The following is a 19,885-nucleotide window of genomic DNA, read 5'->3' on the forward strand; positions in this document are numbered from 1 at the left end:
TAAATGCCAAATATTTCAGCCTTTTTCCTAAAAGCTGTTTGTGACCTAAATAGTGATACCTTTGAACCAATTCGTCCCATAAAGGTTCCAGGTCACTCCCACAAACTTGCATCAGTTCTGCCGATGGCAATTCTTTCAATGACCCAATGAATAGATTTTTATTCTCCAAGATATCAAAATTGATCTTCACAGCTTCCTCCACAGTTCTTCATGTAGGCCGGAAGTGTATCAGATAAAAAAGACTCCGTCTATAATTTTATATGTCGCTGTCGTGCTAGGTTTCCTTTGGTATTTACCAAGGTATTACTTAATTGGGCCGCATCCAAGGGATAAGCATATTTTGGCCCTGCCCACTGAAGAAGAAAACGTACGTCAACAGGATATATAAAAAAATTGCTATAGTAAATGTGTATAGCTTAAAAAAGGCTTAATCATAACTTCGGCAATATGTTTGTTTTCCGCAGATATCGTATATGGTAAAAGGAAATTAGTATCAATTCCAAAACATTAGAAACAGGACTGCGGACATGATAGAAATGATAGATATTGGCATATCTGATGCCATCGCTTACCGAATAGAAGGCAAGATCACAGAAGAAGAGATGAAAGCGGTTCTTGCTGCTTTCAAAGAAAAAATCAGAAAAAATGAAAAACTGATAGTCTCCTCAAAGAATTTGTAAAGGATTTTATATTCCAGGTTGTGTATGGCACATATCATACAGTTAAGCCGGGATCAGGTCAGACAATTCCCGAACGAGGAATTCCAGAAGCATTCTATTTCTCAACGGCAGGTGTTTATTGGTTGGAAAGACAATATTAATGTCCACATCATCAAAGAGAAGGTAATCGGGAAGAATATGCACTAAATCGCCGGTCTTTAAGTCATCTGCAACATCCCAAAGAGATTTTATGCATATTCCTAATCCAGCCTTGGCTGCGGCAACCGTTGCTTCTCCGCTGTTGCTGCGAAAATTGCCCCGCATCAGTATTGTCGTTTGTCTCCGCGTGTGGATATTGACCAATGTCCACCGCCTGTAGTTCCCTAATATCAGTGCATCATGTTTTTCTAATTGTTCAATTGTATCTGGTTGACCATATTGCTGCACATAGGTTTTCCCTGCCACGAGTATCTTTTTATTCGCTGCCAACTTTCTGACTATGAAATTCGATGCGTGTAAAGGCACGATTGTAATTGCGAGATCAATGCTTTTTTGTAACAGGTCAAAACGCATGTCGTCCAATATTAAATCGATTTTTACGAGAGGATAGGCGTGCAGAAATTCGGCCAGGCAGGGAACCACGTATTTGAGACCAAAAGAGGTCGGCGAAGTCAACCGGATGCGCCCCTTTAACGTTTCGGCTGAAACGGTTTCAGCCTGTATCCCCAGATCATCAATCTCTTCGAGAATGCTTATCACCTGTTCGTAAACCCGGCGCCCATCTTCGGTAAGCGAAATCTGTCTCGTTGTCCGGTTAAACAGCCGTTGCCCCAGTGACGTTTCCAACCGTTGCAGCCGTTTAGAGGCAACAGCCGGCGACATGTCCAATGCTTTCCCTGCAGAAGATATCTGGCGGTGACGGGCAACTTCGATAAACAGGCGCAGATCCGATATATTTTCAAGCATTGTGGGGTAACCCTTTTATCCATGTATGATTTTCAATAAATTTGAAAAAGTATTTCAAGAAAAGGCGGTATTGTCAATTTTTAAACGATAAATACTTTGGTATCAGGGAAAGGGTCGATCCAATTGATCAGGATAGCACCCCCAAATTATATGGCAATTTAAAACTAAACCCATCACCTATAAATAAAACATGGAGAGCAATCATGGGATATCAGAACATAAAACAACAAAGGGATTTAAGTTTAGATCATAACGAAACCGGCAGAAACGCTTATCCTGAAACCGGCGACTTCAGTATGCTGTTTAAGCCGTATAGGCTTGGAGACCTGACACTGCCTAACCGTTTGGTTATGGCTCCGATGACCCGTTCGCGCGCTGACATTAACGGCCGGCCAACTGAGTTGGCTGCCACGTATTATGCACAGAGAGCCGAAGCCGGGCTGATCGTAACCGAAGCAACACAGATTTCCCGCGAAGGTCAGGGGTATTCTCTAACACCAGGGATTTACACACCCGGGCAGCGTGATGGGTGGCGCGTGGTTACCGATGCAGTACATGCCGCCGGCGGCCGGATTTTACTCCAACTCTGGCACGTTGGCCGAATATCACATCCGCTGTTGCAGGAGAACAATCGTCTGCCGGTCGCCCCTTCTGCTGTTCGTGCTAAGGGGGTGCGGGTCTATGTGGTTGACGGCGATGGGGAATTGAGATCCGTTGATTGTGAAGAACCCCGCGCCCTCGAAACTCACGAGATTCCAAGAATCGTTGACGATTTTCGCCGTGCTGCCGCATTAGCCATGTCGGCGGGGTTTGACGGCGTGGAGATCCACGGGGCAAATGGTTATCTCATTGATCAGTTCCTACGTTCGACAACAAACCTTCGTACCGACAGATACGGTGGGTCACCTGCCAACCGTGTCCGTATTCTGACTGAAATAGTCGATGCAGTTACTGCCGAGGTCGGGGCGAGGCGTACGGGTGTTCGCCTGTCTCCGCACGTTACACTACAGGATACTGCCGACCCTGAGATGATTGACACCAGCCTTGTGGCCATTGAAGCGCTTGCATCCAAAAATATTGCCTATGTGCATTTTGCAGAAGCCGACTGGGACGATGCTCCCCAAGTGCCGATCGATTACCGGGAATCCGTCAGAAAGCGCTGGCCTGGAAGTATTATCGTTGCCGGCCGTTACACGGCTGCGCGGGGGGCCAGACTTATCGCCTCCGGTCTGGCCGACCTTGTGACCTTTGGTCGTCCGTTCATTGCTAATCCCGACCTGCCCACACGGATTGCCGAAGCTTTGCCGCTGGCAACTGCTGATGCTTCGACTTTCTTCCGTGGAGGAGAAAAAGGCTACATCGATTATCCACGCTTCGGTCAACACCCCGAGGAGGGATAGACCTTAGGGGCTCGGAAAAATTGGCATTCCGTAACAGCTTGCCGAGTCCCTTGAAATTGAAAATTTATGGAGGTAGGAAAATGGAATACAAAACATTAAAGAAATCAAGATGTAATCAGAACATATCCGGCATTGGCCACATGGTACAAAAAAAACGTAATTTTGCCGGCTTATCGAAAGCAATGCGCATCGGATTAACGGTCATCATCATTGTATTCGCCATTGTTGGAGGGGGGACGAACAAAACTTTGGCAGATGACGCCATATGGGTGAAAACCTGGACCGCCAGCCCGGAACCCACATGGACCGGTGACTTCCCGCTTCCGACACTGTTACCTTTCAATTTGTGGAATCAGACGGTCCGTCAGAAGGTCCGGGTCAGTCTGGGTGGGGACAGGCTACGTATCGTCCTGTCCAATGAATATGGCAAAGCACCGTTGACTATCGAGTCGGTCCACATTGCCTTGCCAGGCTCAGAAGCATCAGCAATAGAGACTGGCACCGACACGGTGGTTACCTTTAGTGGTGTTGAGCGTTTGGTCATCCCTGCCGGCGCACCAGCGATAAGTGATCCGATTGAATTGAGCGTACCTGCGCTTGGCGAAGTGGTGGTTTCTTTTTTTGTTCCCGGCCCCATGCCCATCGAAACATTTCACTGGGATGCCCTGGAGATTGGACATATCGGGATAGGAAACCAGGTGAGCAACGGGTTTATCCATCAGCCGACCGAAACAACCACCCGCATCTTTCTCACTGATATTCTCATGCAGGCGCCTTTGAACACAAAAGTCGTGGTTGCTTTCGGCGACTCAATCACTGATGGAGCGGCTTCGGGTCTCGGAACCCATTCCAGCTGGCCGGATTTTTTGGCTGAAAACCTTGTTTTGAACAATGTAGCCGTTCTGAACGCAGGTATTTCAGGCGCGCGTCTGCTGGACACCCGTATGGGTGAAAACGCCATGGCCCGGTTCTCGCGTGATGTGTTGAGCGTGCTGAATCTAAAGACTGTTATTATACTCATAGGCATTAACGACATTGCCTGGCCGGGACATCCTTTTGCTCCCAACGCACCTTTTCCCACCAAGGAGCAATTGATTGCCGGTTATCGTCAGCTTATTGCAGCTGCCCACGCCCATAATGTGCGTATCGTGGCTGCCACTCTCACGCCGTATAAGGATGCGCTCAAGGATACGCCACTTGAAGGCTACTACACTCAAAAAGGAGATGACCTTCGCCGGCAGATAAATGACTGGATCCGTTTAAGTGGTGAATTCGACGCGGTTGTAGATCTGGACAAACAAATGGCCAGTCCTGATGATCCGCTCGCCATACGCAATGCTTGGCAATCCGACCACCTTCACTTTTCTCCAAAGGGGAATAAGGCGGCAGCCGATCTGATGACACTGGAAATTTTATTCGGAAAATAGAATCCCGAATTTGCTGTGTGGATTCAGGGGAATTGCATGTAACAAATATGTAGACTGGGCGCGCTTTTTGGTCTCAATGCAATGCAAGGATGGCCAAACCGTCCCTTTCAGAAAAAGTACATGGCCCGAACCCAGACAACATGTTATAACAGCCATGGGCTGACCTGGTCTATCAACACCCAGACTCAGCCCACAACGAAATAAAATCTGGTCAGACTAACGACGGTTCCGGAATGATTGTCAGTTCTTCGAGGAGTGTTCTATACGCGAGTAGTGGCCCTGACTTTGCTGAGGCAGCAAGGGCAGTTACATTAGAACTACGAGACAGGATCAACACATACAGGAATAAGGTATAACACCAGCATCACCGGATGAACCGGTGATGCTGGTGTTATATTGCACGACATTATGACAGAAAAGAAAATGAATCCCCATAAAAATGATAATATCCGCATCTGTCCTCATTGCGGTACTGAAAATGTCCGAAGAGCAGAAGTCTGGATGACAGGCATGAGCGAAAGAGACCCGCTTTTATGCTTCAATTGCAAAAAATATTTTTATGCCGATATTGACCCCGGTTCTTCAGAAAATGAAAAAATTTCAGGCCGGAATTTCAACACAGGTTTTTTCATAACCGCTATTCTTCTGTCGGGCCTTGTACTCTGGCTGAACCGGACTTTTGATGTATTAACCCTCAAAGAAGATTCGGGACGTATTGTTTATGAGATATTAGTCATTCTGATTGTCAGTTCAAGCCTGGCTTCGGGTAAAATAAGACAGAATCTGAAATATCTTGCAATCTGGGCCGGAATTTTTCTGATTATGATGACGGGATACTGCTATCGTCATGAAATGTCAGCTATAAAAGAAAAAGTCCTGGCGGAATTTGTCCCGGCAAAAGGCTTCCAAAAAATTCCGGATTCTATCAGTTTCCCCGTATCATCCGACGGACATTTCTATATACGTGCCGAAGTTGACGGAATTCCCGTCACTTTTCTGGCAGATACAGGTGCAAGCCATATTGTGCTGTCTCCGCATGATGCCGAAAAACTGGGTATCAAGAAAGACAGCCTCCGCTTTGACAGATTCTATGAAACCGCCAATGGAACTGTCCGGGGGAGTTCGATCAGAATCACCGACTTCAGAGCAGGGACAATTCATCTGAAAGAAATCGGAGCATCGGTAAACGAGGCGGAAATGCGGAATTCACTTCTGGGAATGACTTTTTTCAGGCGCATGAAAGGTTACGAAGTGAAAAACGATGTATTGACTCTGTTTTGGAAAGAATAAAAATGCAATATAATCGAGTAGATAAGTGAGTATGAAAGATAAACAGAAACCATAAAGCAATTTGTTGACTTCATAAAATATGAAATGGAGATAATTCGAGATTTACTTTCAAAAGGCGCTGAGGGTATTATTTTAGGATGTACTGAGATACCATTGCTGGTTAAAAAAGAAGATGTAGACGTTCAACTTCTTGATACAGCAATAATTCATTCTGAAGCTGCTCTTAAGACTTCCGTGAATTAAAATATTAAGCCAACCAGTCATTCCGGCGGACTCGCTGATGCTCGCCGGTGAATTTAACATTATGCATAATGTGTTAAGGACAATAAATATGAAAAAAAGTTCTTGACCCGTCTATTGGTTCACCCTTTAGAACTGTCATTGTCATGGCCGTGGCAGAAACTAAAACTTATAATAAAGGGGAAGTGTAATCATGCAACATCAATTGACCAAAGAAGATTGGGTTGATATGTTCAAGCAAATCGGACTGACTGAAGATCAAATGCAAAAATGGCATCATAATTTTGAAAAAAGCCACCCGGAGGGACACAAGGCTTTTCTTTCCTGGTTGAGGATTCCTCCCGAAAAGATCGTTGAGATCCGGGATAACAGCAAATAGAAGAAAAGTGGCGGCAGCATTGGCTGTCGCCACGCTTTCGAAAAAATGAAAATTTACTCCATTTCTCAACTGGCCAGACTGTTCGGTCTTTCACGGAGTACCCTGCTTTACTATGATCGAATTGGTCTTTTAATTCCCTCCGCTAGGTCAAAGGCCGGTTATCGCCTCTATACGCGAAACGATTATGATAGGCTTGACCAAATCTGCACCTTTCGCAATACAGGAATGGCCCTGGCTGATATAAAAAAAATGCTGGCCTCAGAGAATGCCCCAAGTGTAAAAATACTTGAGAATCGACTATGGGAAATCGGACAGCAGATAGCAGATCTGAAAGGCCAGCAGCAGGTCATAATCCGCCTACTCAAAGAAATGACAAGTGACGTTTACGGGCCTGTCATTGACAAACAGATGTGGGTAAAAATGCTTCAGGCTGCCGGCATGGACGAATCGGCCATGATGAAATGGCACGCAGAATTTGAATCCCGATCTCCAGGGGCCCACCATGACTTTTTACTATCTTTAGGAATATCGGAGATAGAAGCGAAGGATATTCGTTGCCGGTCTCGAAGGCTCGTAGACAGATAGCGGTAAGGGTTTGGAAAAGCCAGTGATACAGAAGCTATTCACTGGCTTGATAATCTTTACGGTTGAACTTTTCGGGGATTGGCATAAGTCGCTCCCCGATTTACATTGAAAATATGGTTTCCGTTCAGACAATAGGTGTCGATTCAATCAGAAACGTTTAGACGGTGGGATAAAATTAATTGCCAATGGCCCTATGTGTGGATAAATTAAACGTTTTGGTTTAATGCAATTTACGTTATGGTGTCTTCCAAATACTAATTTATACTTAATAAACAAAGAGGTGCTGCCATGCCAATTGCAGACAAGATGGTCGGAATTGTAAAATCCGCATCCATGATTCGAAAAATGTTTGAGGAAGGCATCCGGATGAGAGAACAGTTCGGGGCTGATAATGTGTTTGATTTTTCTTTGGGAAATCCCGATGTTCCCCCGCCGCCGGTGGTCAAGGAAACGATTCTGGACCTGATCAACGATGCCGCAACCTCCCACGGATATATGCCCAATGCCGGATACCCCTGGGTGCGCCAGGCCGTCGCCGATTACCTGAACGCCCAGTGCGGCGTTGGGATGACTGCGGATCTGGTGGTCATGAGTGTAGGCGCGGCCGGTGCGTTGAATGATACCTTAAAAGCCTTGGTCAATCCCGGCGAAGAGGTTTTGGTGCCGGCCCCCTATTTTGTGGGGTACAACCAGTATGCTTTTATTGCCGGTGCCAGCCTTAAAACCGTCTCTACCCAGCCCGATTTCCATTTGGATCTTGGCGCCATTGAGGCCGCCATTAATAAAGAGACCCGCGTCATGCTCGTCAATTCCCCCAACAACCCCACGGGCGTGGTCTACACCAAACAGGAGCTGGATGAACTGGGGCAGCTTTTAGAAAAGAAGAGCCGGGAGTTTGGTAAGCGCATTTATCTGATTTCGGACGAACCCTACCGCAAGATTGCCTATGATGTGGATGTGCCCTGGATGTTCGGCGTATATGACCATACCATTGTTTTGACCTCCTATTCCAAGGAACTCTCTTTGGCCGGCGAACGTGTGGGATATCTTGCGGTTCATCCTGCTGCTGAAGATGCGGCGTTGATTGCAGCAGCCGCCGGCGTGGCCAACACCATGATGTTTGTCAACGCCCCGGCCTTGTTCCAGCAGGTGGTGGGAAAGCTGCAGGGGGTTTGTGTGGATATTGATATCTATCGAAAGCGCAGGGACCTTGTCTGTGACGGGCTTGCTGCGGCAGGGTATGAGTTTAACGTACCCGAAGGTGCATTCTACCTGTTTCCCAAGACCCCCATTGAGAATGATGTGGAATTTGCGGGCCTGCTTAAAGAGGAGAATATTTTGGTTGTGCCCGGTTCCGGATTCGGCGGACCCGGCCATTTCCGCCTCTCCTATGCGGTACCTGAACAGGCCATTATAAATTCCATGCCCGGGTTTAAACGGGCTATGGAAAAGGTTTAAAAGCTAAAATAACGCCATTTTAACCACGGAAGACACGGAAAGTTAGGGCACAAAGCCCTTTCCGTGTCTTCCGTGCTTTCCGTGGTTAAGTCTAATTTTTTCAAGTTTAGCGATCCGATAGGGCGGCCTTGGATACGCCCTTTGTTTCTTTTTTCTCATACTCAAGAATAAAAAACAGAACCGCGCCGACAATCAGGGCCATGGTCGGTCCGGACCAGAATGCACTGCCCCAAAGCTTGGTATAGTTGGCTGACACCAGCGCTGCCGCCATAATGCCGGCAATGCCGCGCTGGACATTTGTGGTGCAAAGGGTCAGCGCAAGATAGATACACAGATAGCCCTGAATCAGAAGGGTCAGGCCGAATCCGATCAGCTTGCCGGGCAGGATGACTTGAACCAGCGGATGAAATACCATGGCCAGGCTCATGCCCCAGAAAATGGAGGTGGCCCCGCCCCAGTAGGAGGGCTCCTGTTCAGGTGTTGAGTGTTTATACCGGTTCACCACCAGGGCCTGGCCGCCTGTCCACTGGGGGCCGCAAAGAGGCAGAAATGGCAGGAAAAGGCCTTGAACGCCATTTCTGATGGCAGTGATAATGTGATTGCGACGAACTTCGAACACAATGCGTTCATCTTTGCGGGCCTCGTTGCAGTCTTCGATCATCGTCTTCAGCACCAGAATATCACCGAATGCCAGCACATAGGCGACAATGGCCAGGGAGAGCGCCGCCATCCATTGACCGGCAGACGGCATGCCCACGCTCATCACGGAAAAAGATGAAAGCATCTCCCCAAACGGGGCATCAATGATAATCCTGTCAAACATTCCCGAAGGCGGCGCAATTTCACCGGTGACCAGCCCAACGCAATATCCAATGATAAATCCGGGGGCAATCCCGAAACCTGCCACCCAGGTGAACAGATTTGATCTGGCCCTGAACCTCAGAGCCCGGGACGAGAACAGAATAAAAAAGCTGGCCAGAGCGGCCACGCTGAAGGCCACCGGCATTTTACCGATAAACGGCTGGCCCGGATCAAACACCCGCATCAAGGAGGCGAATCCTGCGCCCAAAAGAATACCGGACCGCATGGAGATGGGAAAGTTTTTGATAATCCAGCGGGTAATGCCGGTGATACCAAAGACCAGAAATATCAGCCCCACAATCACCTGCAGGGCAATCAGCGCCTGGATACGTTCCGGTCCGGGATCAAATCCTGTTAAAAAAGAGATATACAACGGCACTCCCGCAGTAATCCAGCCGCTGATGGAGGGATCTCCAAAAGAGGTATGCAGCAGATAGAAGAAATTGTTGATCACGACCATCAGCACCGCGATTTCAAGGGGGATGCCCAGCACTTTGACCATGGCCGCAGTGATTCCCAGCGGGATGCAGCTCAATATGGCGCCCTGGATAAAGTCTTGGTACTCAAGCCTGTAATGAACAAATGGAATGCGCAGCTTAAGCGGTCCCCCGGCATATGGCAGTTCATGTCCTTTTTCATGGGTGGTATTCATTTGAAAACCTCCTGGTAAAACAATTTGTCGAAAGTTGTTTGTCCGGCTGCGGCATCAATGGTTCTGCCGTCCGCACGGCGCCCCTGGGACCGGTAGCGCAACTGCCGGTCCCAGGGCTGAAGTATTTCGAGGATTAGAATTTCAGACCAACGCCGTAATCGGCAAAATTTACGGTTTTCGGTCGGGCACTAATCTATGCAGCGCTTAGCCGGCCCATGCGCAGACGCCTTTAATTCCCAACGATTTCAACAAATAAATTGATTTTTGTCTGATTTTTTGGCATGTTGCTGTCCGCAGAAACACAAGATGAAACCATTTGAGGTTAACTAAATGAACACAAAACGACTGATGCTGGGAAACGAAGCGTTAGCCTATGGGCTGCTGAAAAACGGTTGCCAGATGGCCTGCGCCTACCCCGGTACCCCTTCTTCGGAAATTTTGTCCGCAGTTGTTGCCCTGAAAAAAGAGATGGATCTGGATATTCACGCCCAGTGGGCCGTGAATGAAAAAGTGGCATTTGAAACCGCTTATGCAGGCGCCCAGGCCGGGCTTAGAACAACGGTTGCCATGAAACAGGTTGGATTGAACGTGGCTGCCGACCCTTTGATGAGTTCCGTATATTTAGGCGTGAAGGGAGGTTTTCTGGTGATCAGTGCCGATGATCCCGGCCCCCACTCCTCCCAGACCGAACAGGATTCACGCCTGATGGCGGTCATGGCCAAGCTGCCGGTGCTGGATCCGGATTCCCCGGGCCAGGCGGCAGAGCTTGCCGGCATCGCCTTCGAGTTGTCCGAAGCCTTTGAAATTCCGGTGATGCTGCGGCCCACCACCCGGGTGTGCCACTCCCGCCAGAGCATGGACGTGGAAAAAGTTGACATAACATGGCGCGAGGCCGCCTTTGAAAAAAATCCGGGCAGATGGGCAGCAACGCCAAAATTCCGCCTCCAGCTGCACAAGGAACTGGAAGCCAAACTTGCCAAAATCGCAGATTATGAACCCACCCGCCCCCGGCTGGTATCCGGCAGGGCCAAAGATGGTGGGCAAGCCATAGTCGTGGCCGGTGTGGCCGCGGCCAATGCCAGGGACATTATTAAAAAAAGAAACCTGGATATTCCCGTGTACCAGGTGGTTCAGCCCTTTCCCTTACACAAGGAGTTCATCAGACAAATGGACACCTACGATGAAATCCTGGTGCTGGAAGAAACTTGGGGCGTCATTGAGATGCAGCTGGCAGACAAAAACCGGGTTAAAGGTAAAAACACGGGCTTTATCTCTCCGGCGGGTGAATTGTTGCCCGAAAACGTGGAAGAACGAATCTGCGCCTTTGCCGGTGTGGATTATCAGGCCCCGCAGATTACCATGATGCCGGGACGGCGTCCCACCCTGTGCGCAGGCTGCCCCCACCGGGCCAGTTTTTATGCCATTAAAAAGGTTGCCCCCAAAGGTATCTTCACCAGCGACATCGGATGCTACACACTGGGCTGCAACCTCGGGGCCGTGGATACGGTTACTTGTATGGGGGCCGGCATAAGCCAGGCCGCGGGTTTCACCATTGCCTATGCCAAAAACAGGAAACAGCCGCCCGTCTTTTCCACAATCGGCGACTCCACCTTTTTCCATTCGGGTATTCCCGGGTTGATCGAAACCGTTACCAAAAAAATCCCTTACGTTCTGGTAATCCTGGACAACCGGACCACGGCCATGACCGGCCACCAGCCAACACCGGCCACGGGCCGGGACGCCTCGGGCGATGCCTGCATTGCCGTGAATATTCCTGACATTGTCAAAGGCTGCGGGGTGAATTTCATCAAAACTGCAGACCCATATGACCTGCCGGCATTTATCGACATTCTCAAAGAGGCAAGCGCCTATTGCAAAGAAAACGGACCGGCTGTGGTCATTGCCGAACATCCCTGTTTGCTTGACATGGACAAGGGCGAACTCAAGGCATCCTTTAAAAAAGTAATCGTTGATAAAGATATTTGTGACGGCTGCGGATATTGCGTAAGCCAGTTTGAATGCCCGGCTTTGAGTATGGACAACGAGACTGAACAGGTCTGCATTGACCCCGGCCTTTGCACCGGATGCGCTGTTTGTTCCTTTGTCTGCCCCAAGGGCGCACTTGTACTTGAAAACCAGGAGTAAATATCATGTCTAATAATCAGATTATCATTTCAGGCCTGGGTGGCCAGGGGGTTCTTTTTATAACAAAACTGCTGGCAGGGGCTGCCATGGCCGACAATCTTCCCGTACTCACCTCAGAAACTCACGGTATGGCCCAGCGGGGTGGAAATGTCATTTCCTATCTTAAGATCGGTGATTTTTCAGGGCCGCTGATCCGGCCTGCCACGGCAGATGCCTTGATTGCCCTGAAAGCGGAAAGCTTTGCCCACCATTCCTATTTTCTCAAACCAGGTGGCTTGGCCGTGGTGAACAGTTCCGATCCTGTTGAAGATGACAGGTACCGGGTGTTCTCCGGGGACGCCGCCGCTTTGGCCGAAGCGGCCGGCAACGTACGCAGCGAAAATGTAGCCATGCTGGGGTTTTTCCTAGGCGCCATGAAAGACAACACCCAGGTCTTCAACCCGGACAGTCTTGCCCGCATGATCAAGGAAAAATTCCAGACAAAACCTGCGGTGGCGGAAAATGTATTGAGCCTGCTTGAATCAGGCATACAACTATATGAAAAAAGGTAAGTTAATGAGTTTTATCCCTTCAAATATAACCGGCGAACAGATCGCAGATATTCAGGAGCAAGGTCTGAAATGGACCGTTTCCCACGCCTATAACAACAGCCCTTATTACAAAAATAAGCTCGAAGATGCAGGGTGCAGGCCCGAAGATATTAAACGCCTTGATGATCTGGAAAACCTGCCCTTTACGGATAAGCACGACTTTCTTAAGGACTATCCCTTTCCGTTGCGGTCTGTCCCAATGTCCGACATCGTACGGATCCACGGTTCTTCCGGGACCACAGGTAAAAGAAAGATCCTGTGCTACACAAGAGAGGATGTGGACAACTGGGCCAACATCTTTGCCCGGTGCTATGAGTTGGCCGGTGTGACCAAAACGGACCGGGTTCAGATTGCCGTGGGCTACGGGCTCTGGACGGCAGGTGTAGGTTTTCAGAACGGGTGCGAGCGTTTGGGTGCCATGGCCGTTCCCTTGGGGCCAGCCAACGTGGACATGCACATAGACATGCTTATGGATCTTGAATCCACGGTATTTTGCTCCACAGCTTCCATGGCCCTTCTCATGTCCGAAGAAATTGAAAAACGCAAACTCACGGAAAAAGTCAAATTAAAGACCATCATTTTAGGTGCCGAACGCCACAGCGCGTCCATGCGTAAACGCATCCAGGAGATTACCGGAGCCGAACATATCCATGACATCTATGGCATGACCGAGCTTTACGGCCCCGGCACAGGCCTTGACTGTAGGGAACACGCAGGAATTCATTATTGGGCCGACCATTTTATCTTTGAAGTGATAGACCCGGTGACCCTGAAACCGGTGCCTGTCGGGGAAGAAGGAGAGCTTGTGGTCACCACCCTGAAAAAACAGGGAACCCCGTTAATCCGGTACCGTACCCATGATGTCACCCGGCTGATCTCCGGGGCCTGTGCCTGCGGCAACCCCTTCCCCCGGCATGCCAGGATCTCCGGCCGAACAGATGACATGTTTATTTTCAGGGCCGTAAATATTTATCCCAGCCAGATTGATCATATCCTAGGCGACATTGACGGGGTGGGCAGTGAATACCAGATTCACCTGAACCAGGATGCAGACGGCAGGGATTATATGACCATCCGGGTGGAGCGTACCAATGGTGCCGGGGCAGGAGAAGACAACGGCCTGGCCGACCAGGTCTCCGGCCGGATCCGTAAAAAACTGCTGGTCAGATCCCAGGTTGAAATTGTGGATTACGGCGATTTGCCCCGGACAGAAAAAAAGAGTAAACGGGTGTTTGATACAAGAAACTAGAAACAAGAGGGAGAAGCGCCTTTGGCGCCCATTTTATATGTCTGCTTATAGTTTCCAGGTTTCTGACTTAATAAAATAACATTAAACCGCGCATATTTGAGATATGTGCCCAGTGGCGAAACGTGGAAGACGGCTTAAAAGGCAAGGCATATGGGTGGTTTTATTTTGATCCCGGGCCTAGCCCAAAACAAACAATGAAACTAAAGGCTCAAAACAAGACAAGGCTCAAATAGGCGCCGAAGGCGCTTCGCCCACTTGTTTCCTGTTTCTTGTCTCTAGTTTCTTGAACAAAGGAGTTAAAATGAAAAAAGTCTCATTATTTTTCTGTGTTCTGGCAGCGGTCGCCTTGGTTTCCGGTATCACCCCTGTAACGGCACGGGCCAAGGTCAGCTTAAACTATGCAAATTTTCCCCCTGCGCCCACCTTTCCCTGTGTACAGATGGAACGATGGAAAACTGAAATTGAAAAACGCACGGACGGCGCCGTACAGATCAACACCTTTCCCGGTGGTACGCTTTTGGGGGCCAAGGACATGATGGACGGGGTTATCAACGGCCAGGCCGATATCGGTTGTATCTGCATGGCTTACCAGCCCGGCCGTTTCACCGTGACCAATGCCACAAGTCTGCCCCTGGAAATTCCCGATGCCAAAACCGGCAGCCTTGTGCTTTTGGACCTGTACAACAAATACCAGCCCAAGGCCTTTGACAAGGTCAAGGTGTTGACCATGTTTGTCACAGCCCCTGCCAACATCATGTCCAAGGCGCCTGTGGCCGAGCTTTCCGACCTCAAGGGATTGGATCTGCGTGCATCCGGAGGTGCGGCTCAGATTCTTAAATCCTGGGGCGCCAACCAGGTGGGCATGCCCATGTCAGACACCCCCGAAGCCCTGCAAAAAGGTGTGGTCAAGGGCCTTTTTTCCTCTTTGGAGGTGATGAAGGATCTTAAATTTGCGGAAATTTGCAAATACATCACCATTACCGACACCGTGATCTATCCCTTTGCCGTAATCATGAATAAAAGCGCCTGGAACAAACTGCCCGATAATGTTAAGCAGGTCATGGACGGCATGATCGAAGAACAGGCGGCCTGGACCGGCGAATACATGGACCGGCATGTCAGCGATTCCATTGCCTGGTCAAAGAAAGAACACCAGGTCGAGGTGATTACGCTGACGCCTGAACAAAAGACCGAGTGGAATGCGCCACTTGCACCCATTACGGAAAGCTGGATCAAAAAAGCCAATGAAAGCGGTCTGCCCGGAGATCAGATTATAAAAGACATTAAAGAACTTATTGTGAAACGCACCGCAAAATAGCGATACACCCATGGAAACCATTGAAAAAATAAGCGATGCCTTAAACCGGTGTGCCGGATTCATTGCCGGGATCATCCTGGTGTTCATGATTCTTTTAACCATGGGCAATATTGTGCTGCGCAGGGTCTGGGTGCCCATCCGGGGCACCTATGAAATCATGGGATTTGCAGGGGCCGTGATCACGGCCCTTTCCATGGGCATTACCCAGAAAAAAAGAGAGCACATTCATGTGGACATTTTAATCAGCCGGTTTCCGAGAGGTGTCAAAAAGGCAGTATTTGCCGTGAACAATGGGTTATGCACCATTTTTTTTCTTGTGGCCGCCTGGTTTGTGGGCCGGCGGGGCATGACCCTTCTTGAAACAGGCGAGGTGTCGGAAACCCTTAGAATGGTCTATTATCCCTTTGCCTTTGTGGTCGCATTCGGCTGCTTTTTGCTGGCTGCCATGCTGTTTATTGATCTGGTCAAATTATTTATTCTAAAGGATTCCAAATGAGCCTGACCCTGGTGGGCATCCTCGGGATTGCCGTTCTGATGGTTTTGCTGTTCGTGTTCGGCATGCCCGTAGGCTTTGCCATGGCCCTGGTGGGCTTTGGCGGCTTTTCCTATATTCTTAATTTCAATGCCGGTGTAAACATGGTCAGCCAGGAGTTCTGGTCGGTGTTTTCCAAGTACGGGCTCACCGTTATTCCTTTGTTTGTGTTCATGGGACAGATCGCCTTTTATTCCGGGGTCAACGAACGCCTTTACAAGGCGGCGTATAAGTGGGTCGGCCATATACGGGGCGGTATTGCCATGGCCACCATCATGGCTTGTGCCGCATTTGCCGCCATCTGCGGGTCCAATACCGCCACGGCAGCCACCATGACCACGGTTGCATTTCCCCAGATGTCCAATTTCAGGTATAAGCCCATGCTTTCCTGCGGATCCATTGCCTGCGGTTCCACCCTGGGGGTTGTGATCCCTCCCTCCGTGGTGCTCATCATTATCGGCCTTTCCACGGAACAGTCCATTGCCCGGCTTTTTTACGGCGGCATCGGGGCTGGCCTTCTTTTGTGTCTGCTGATGCTGGCCTCGGTGTATGTGGTCTGCCGTCTGAATCCCGAATGGGGCCCGGCCGGTCCGAAAGCGGGTTTCGGAGAACGTATCCGGTCTCTTTCAGGTGCCGTTGAGATGCTGATTCTGTTTTGTCTGATCATGACCGGGCTGTACGCCGGATATTTCACCCCGTCCGAGGCTGGCGGGGCAGGGGCCTTTTTCGCCGTGGTCATCAGTCTGGTTCAGCGGACCCTTTCCTGGGAGAATTTCAAAAAGGCCATCATGGATACCCTGCGGGTCTCCTGCATGGTCATTATGCTCATCGCAGGGGCCATGATCCTGGGTAAATTTTTAACCATCACCCGTATTCCGTTTAACATGGCCTCGTGGGTGGCGGGCCTGAACGTTCCCGATCCTGTAATCCTGGCCGTAATTTTCGGCATGTACGCTATTGGCGGTGCCATCATGGATGCTTTGGCCCTTTTGCTGATCACCATTCCCATATTTTTTCCGGTCGCCTCCCAGATGGGCTGTGACCCCATCTGGTTTGCAGTGCTCATCACTGTGGTCACCACCCTTGGCGCTGTCACGCCCCCGGTGGGTGCCACCACCTATGTGGTGGCCGGTATGGCCAAGGAGAGCACCTTAAATGAAGTATTTAAAGGGGTTAGCTTTTTTCTGCCGGCCTACCTGCTCTGTATTGTGCTGTTGATGGTCTTTCCCTGGGTTATTACCTTTCTGCCGGGACTGCTGTAGGTGTCTTACATTCAGCGCAGATTTGCGTATGAGTTGAATATTTCAGGCTTTGGTTGACAAAAGGGTTTGCCTATTTTAAAAATTGAAGAGCGGATAAATTCTTCTACAACAGAAATTTTTGCTTCAAAATACCCTTGAAAAAGGAGGATTCAAAACATGGCGTTACGAATCAACGCGCTTCTTTTGGTAATTTTTACAGGCTTTTTTGTTTCGGCTTCTGACTGCGTTTGTGCAAGGTCTTTGCAACCTACTTTGGAAAGTGCCTGGCATGCCTATCTCCAGGCCAGCAGATCCGGAGATGAGTCGGAACTTGAAAAAACAATGTCTTCCTACAGCCTTTACACCTTGAAAAATAAACTGATTTCGGCACGGCGGTCGTTAACGTCCGACATCATAAAAAGTTTTGCAAAATACGGCCCCGATATTTCCAAAATGGAATTTGTCCGGTTGATTGAAAGAGAAGATAATGCAGGGCTTGTCTATGTCATGGATTCAGAAAAAAAAGACGCCGATGGAAATCCCACAGTGACTTTCAGTGCTATTAAATTTGTAAATGAGTCGGGATGGAAAGTGGAAGCCACCATGAATTGCGACCGGCCAAAATATCTGGTTGATGGCCGGAAAACAAAATTTTATCTGTCAGACCTGCGACCGGCTTGTGCCATGGACGGAAAGGTAAAACCTGCTCCGGCTCTGGTCCAAAAGCCGTATTCAACAGCGCTGCTTGATATATTCAGCTATGGGTATCAGGCTCAGGTTACGGTTAACGGTGTCCCACAGGAACCCGTCACAGCCAGTTGGTCCGGGGTGCTGATAGGTGGCCTTAACAAGAACAAAAACAAAATCAGCATTAAAATGACGAAGGTAGACACAGCCAAACAGAGCGTCCCTAAAATAAGAATTCGTCAGCTTCTTAAAAATCGTACAACACGGGAAGTTTTGAAGTTTGCACCCCAAAAAAATATTGAAGGGGTTCATACATTTACCGTCTCTGTTAGATAACTTCCTGTAAATGGAGGTGAATTATCATGACAAGCATGAAGAAAATACATAATTACAACGGGTTCTCCACGGAGTCAGACAATTCAATCTTCAGCCTGGAAAGCAATTTCGGCGCCCATCACTATAACAGGATTAACCTGGTGGTCAGAAGCGCCCAAGGTTGCTGGCTCACCGACGACAAGGGAAACAAATACCTGGACTGCCTGGCAGCCTATTCGGCCGCCAATCCGGGGCACCATCATCCCACCATTACCAATGCGTTGCTCAATGCGCTCACAGGCAATTATGCATCGGTTATCTCCAACGTGGTGTTCACTGACCCATTGGGCATTTTTCTTTCCGAGTGTGCGTCATTTGCCCCCCAGCTTGCCCCTAAATTCGGTGCGCACGGCAATAAGATCCTGGCTAAAAACGGTGGTGTGGAGTCCGTTGAAACGGCGATCAAAGCTATGCGCTACTATGGGTTCAAACAAAAAGGAATTGAAGACGGCAAGCAGGAAATTATTGTATTTAACGGCAATTTCCATGGCCGGACCCTTTCGGTGGTCTCCTTTTCTTCCAATAAAAAATACAGAGAAGGGTTCGGTCCTTTAACTCCGGGCTTTGTCTCTGTGCCCTTTGGGGATTTGGCCGCAGTAAAAAAAGCGGTGACCCCCAACACCTGCGGCATTCTTGTGGAACCGCTGCAGGGCGAAGGCGGTATGATTATCCCGCCCAGGGGATTTCTCAAAGGATTGAGAGAACTGGCTGACGAAAAAGACCTGTTCCTGGTTTGTGACGAAATCCAGGTGGGGTTGGGCCGTACGGGCAAACGGTTCTGCTTTGAGCATGAAGGCATTGTCCCCGATGGTTTAATCCTGGGCAAAGCCCTTTCCGGCGGCCTGGTGCCTTTGTCCGTATTCATGACCAACGCTAAAATCATGGATATGATTTTTTCCAAGGGGTCCGACGGTTCGACATTCGGCGGTTATCCCCTGGCCTGTGTGGCAGGTACCGCAGCCCTGAAAGTATTCCTGGAAGAAAAACTGGATGAACAGGCTGCAGAAAAGGGTGCACGATTAAAAAAACGCATTGAAGATATCGGCAAACGCTCTCCCCATGTCAAGGAAGTCCGGGGCCTTGGACTTTTCATCGGTATTGAAGTTAAAGACAGCAATGCCATGGAGTTCTGCCGCAAACTGATGAAGGAAGGACTTGTTGTCAATGACAGCCACGGCCACACCATCCGCATTTCTCCGCCCCTGGTCATCAATGATGCGGAGATGGATTTTATGGTGGAACGTCTGGAACGGGTTCTGGTTCCTTAAACGCAGTATCTGAAATGATTTCCCCATTAAAGGGCAGGGCTGGTCATATGACCAGCCCTGCCCCTTGTTTTCCTAGACAGGGTCTACCACCAGCAGCATCTGGCTGATTGATTGCGGTACTGGCCACCACAAATTCCACCACCCGGGCCGTATCCCCGGCCGCCCATGGGACCTGAGATATTGTACTGCCGTGCCTTGGTCCTCAGTTCAATCTGGGTCTTGCTGATATTTTCAGACAATGCCCTGGCTTTCTTGGGATCGGGGTTTGTTCCTGCCATCAATGCATTCAGCTCAGCCCGGTCGGCAAAGAGTGATGCCCGAAGCGCCTGGGTATCTTTGAAAAAGGCATCCAAGTCTTCCTGATTGACTGCGGACTGATTATTTAACCGGTTGCCATAACCGCGGTTGCCTGCGCCGGGTCCGTAACCGCATCCCCAGGCATATGCACTGACTGCAAAAAATCCCACGATAAAAATTGTTGTGACTGCTGTGATTGTTTTTTTCATGATAAACTCCTTTTAAGTTAGGTGGTTATAAAATTTAAGGTTTTAAAATATGTACAT

The 19,885-nt window shown here is 49.2% G+C and carries 19 protein-coding genes and 1 pseudogene; 16 read left to right on the top strand and 4 right to left on the bottom strand.

What is annotated here, in order from left to right; all coding sequences use genetic code 11:
* Positions 1 to 190: pseudogene (locus B147_RS28355) on the bottom strand (Druantia anti-phage system protein DruA); the annotation flags it as partial.
* Positions 191 to 527: 337 nt separating this feature from the next.
* Between B147_RS28355 and B147_RS31790 the strand changes: the two are divergent.
* Positions 528 to 680: a SpoIIAA family protein gene (locus B147_RS31790; RefSeq protein ID WP_020587716.1), complete on the top strand. Its 153-nt coding sequence runs from the start codon at positions 528 to 530 to the stop codon at positions 678 to 680.
* Between the two features lie 42 nt (positions 681 to 722).
* Here B147_RS31790 and B147_RS0113420 read toward each other — a convergent pair whose 3' ends face one another.
* Positions 723 to 1,625 carry a LysR family transcriptional regulator gene (locus B147_RS0113420; RefSeq protein ID WP_020587717.1) on the bottom strand — a complete coding sequence of 301 codons (903 nt, stop codon included), beginning with the start codon at positions 1,623 to 1,625 and terminating at the stop codon, positions 723 to 725.
* 41 nt (positions 1,626 to 1,666) lie between these two features.
* Between B147_RS0113420 and B147_RS0113425 the strand changes: the two genes are divergently transcribed.
* From B147_RS0113425 to B147_RS0113450, 7 genes are all read left to right on the top strand, one after another.
* Positions 1,667 to 3,025 carry an alkene reductase gene (locus B147_RS0113425; RefSeq protein ID WP_211216943.1) on the top strand — a complete coding sequence of 453 codons (1,359 nt, stop codon included), beginning with the start codon at positions 1,667 to 1,669 and terminating at the stop codon, positions 3,023 to 3,025.
* Between the two features lie 80 nt (positions 3,026 to 3,105).
* A complete protein-coding gene (locus B147_RS0113430; RefSeq protein WP_020587719.1) occupies positions 3,106 to 4,452 on the top strand; it encodes an SGNH/GDSL hydrolase family protein in 1,347 nt (448 codons plus the stop codon).
* Between the two features lie 408 nt (positions 4,453 to 4,860).
* Positions 4,861 to 5,742: a TIGR02281 family clan AA aspartic protease gene (locus B147_RS0113435; RefSeq protein ID WP_020587720.1), complete on the top strand. Its 882-nt coding sequence runs from the start codon at positions 4,861 to 4,863 to the stop codon at positions 5,740 to 5,742.
* Between the two features lie 84 nt (positions 5,743 to 5,826).
* Entirely contained in the window at positions 5,827 to 5,985 is a 159-nt protein-coding gene (locus B147_RS33515; RefSeq protein WP_083927894.1) for an aspartate/glutamate racemase family protein, read from the top strand.
* A 190-nt stretch (positions 5,986 to 6,175) separates the two neighbouring features.
* On the top strand, positions 6,176 to 6,361 hold the full coding sequence (locus tag B147_RS0113440; protein ID WP_020587721.1) for a MerR family transcriptional regulator: 186 nt from the start codon (positions 6,176 to 6,178) through the stop codon (positions 6,359 to 6,361).
* Between the two features lie 45 nt (positions 6,362 to 6,406).
* Complete coding sequence (locus B147_RS0113445; RefSeq protein ID WP_020587722.1) at positions 6,407 to 6,946, top strand: MerR family transcriptional regulator; 540 nt, start codon at positions 6,407 to 6,409, stop codon at positions 6,944 to 6,946.
* 288 nt (positions 6,947 to 7,234) lie between these two features.
* Positions 7,235 to 8,404 carry a pyridoxal phosphate-dependent aminotransferase gene (locus B147_RS0113450; RefSeq protein ID WP_020587723.1) on the top strand — a complete coding sequence of 390 codons (1,170 nt, stop codon included), beginning with the start codon at positions 7,235 to 7,237 and terminating at the stop codon, positions 8,402 to 8,404.
* A 106-nt stretch (positions 8,405 to 8,510) separates the two neighbouring features.
* Here the strand turns inward: B147_RS0113450 and B147_RS0113455 are convergent, their stop codons facing one another.
* Positions 8,511 to 9,917, bottom strand: a complete 1,407-nt coding sequence (locus tag B147_RS0113455) for a permease family protein (RefSeq protein ID WP_020587724.1) — start codon at positions 9,915 to 9,917, stop codon at positions 8,511 to 8,513.
* Positions 9,918 to 10,247: 330 nt separating this feature from the next.
* Here B147_RS0113455 and B147_RS0113465 point away from each other — a divergent pair, with 330 nt between their 5' ends.
* From B147_RS0113465 to B147_RS0113500, 8 genes are all read left to right on the top strand, one after another.
* Complete coding sequence (locus B147_RS0113465) at positions 10,248 to 12,062, top strand: thiamine pyrophosphate-dependent enzyme (RefSeq protein ID WP_020587726.1); 1,815 nt, start codon at positions 10,248 to 10,250, stop codon at positions 12,060 to 12,062.
* A gap of 5 nt (positions 12,063 to 12,067) precedes the next feature.
* Entirely contained in the window at positions 12,068 to 12,613 is a 546-nt protein-coding gene (locus tag B147_RS0113470) for a 2-oxoacid:acceptor oxidoreductase family protein (RefSeq protein ID WP_020587727.1), read from the top strand.
* 4 nt (positions 12,614 to 12,617) lie between these two features.
* Entirely contained in the window at positions 12,618 to 13,901 is a 1,284-nt protein-coding gene (locus B147_RS0113475) for a phenylacetate--CoA ligase family protein (protein WP_026259648.1), read from the top strand.
* Between the two features lie 301 nt (positions 13,902 to 14,202).
* Positions 14,203 to 15,219, top strand: a complete 1,017-nt coding sequence (locus B147_RS0113480) for a TRAP transporter substrate-binding protein (RefSeq protein WP_020587729.1) — start codon at positions 14,203 to 14,205, stop codon at positions 15,217 to 15,219.
* A 10-nt stretch (positions 15,220 to 15,229) separates the two neighbouring features.
* Positions 15,230 to 15,715, top strand: a complete 486-nt coding sequence (locus B147_RS0113485; protein WP_020587730.1) for a TRAP transporter small permease — start codon at positions 15,230 to 15,232, stop codon at positions 15,713 to 15,715.
* Positions 15,712 to 17,013, top strand: a complete 1,302-nt coding sequence (locus tag B147_RS0113490) for a TRAP transporter large permease (protein ID WP_020587731.1) — start codon at positions 15,712 to 15,714, stop codon at positions 17,011 to 17,013. The genes B147_RS0113485 and B147_RS0113490 overlap by 4 nt, the downstream gene beginning before the upstream one ends.
* Before the next feature lie 156 nt (positions 17,014 to 17,169).
* Entirely contained in the window at positions 17,170 to 18,015 is an 846-nt protein-coding gene (locus B147_RS0113495) for a hypothetical protein (protein ID WP_020587732.1), read from the top strand.
* Positions 18,016 to 18,041: 26 nt separating this feature from the next.
* On the top strand, positions 18,042 to 19,322 hold the full coding sequence (locus B147_RS0113500; RefSeq protein WP_020587733.1) for an aspartate aminotransferase family protein: 1,281 nt from the start codon (positions 18,042 to 18,044) through the stop codon (positions 19,320 to 19,322).
* A gap of 83 nt (positions 19,323 to 19,405) precedes the next feature.
* Here the strand turns inward: B147_RS0113500 and B147_RS28360 are convergent, their stop codons facing one another.
* The gene (locus B147_RS28360) at positions 19,406 to 19,828 is read right to left on the bottom strand and encodes a Spy/CpxP family protein refolding chaperone (protein ID WP_020587734.1); all 423 of its coding nucleotides are present in this window, start codon (positions 19,826 to 19,828) and stop codon (positions 19,406 to 19,408) included.
* Between the last annotated feature and the right edge of the window lie 57 nt (positions 19,829 to 19,885).

Source organism: Desulfobacter curvatus DSM 3379, from assembly GCF_000373985.1.
In the GTDB taxonomy this organism is placed as follows: domain Bacteria; phylum Desulfobacterota; class Desulfobacteria; order Desulfobacterales; family Desulfobacteraceae; genus Desulfobacter; species Desulfobacter curvatus.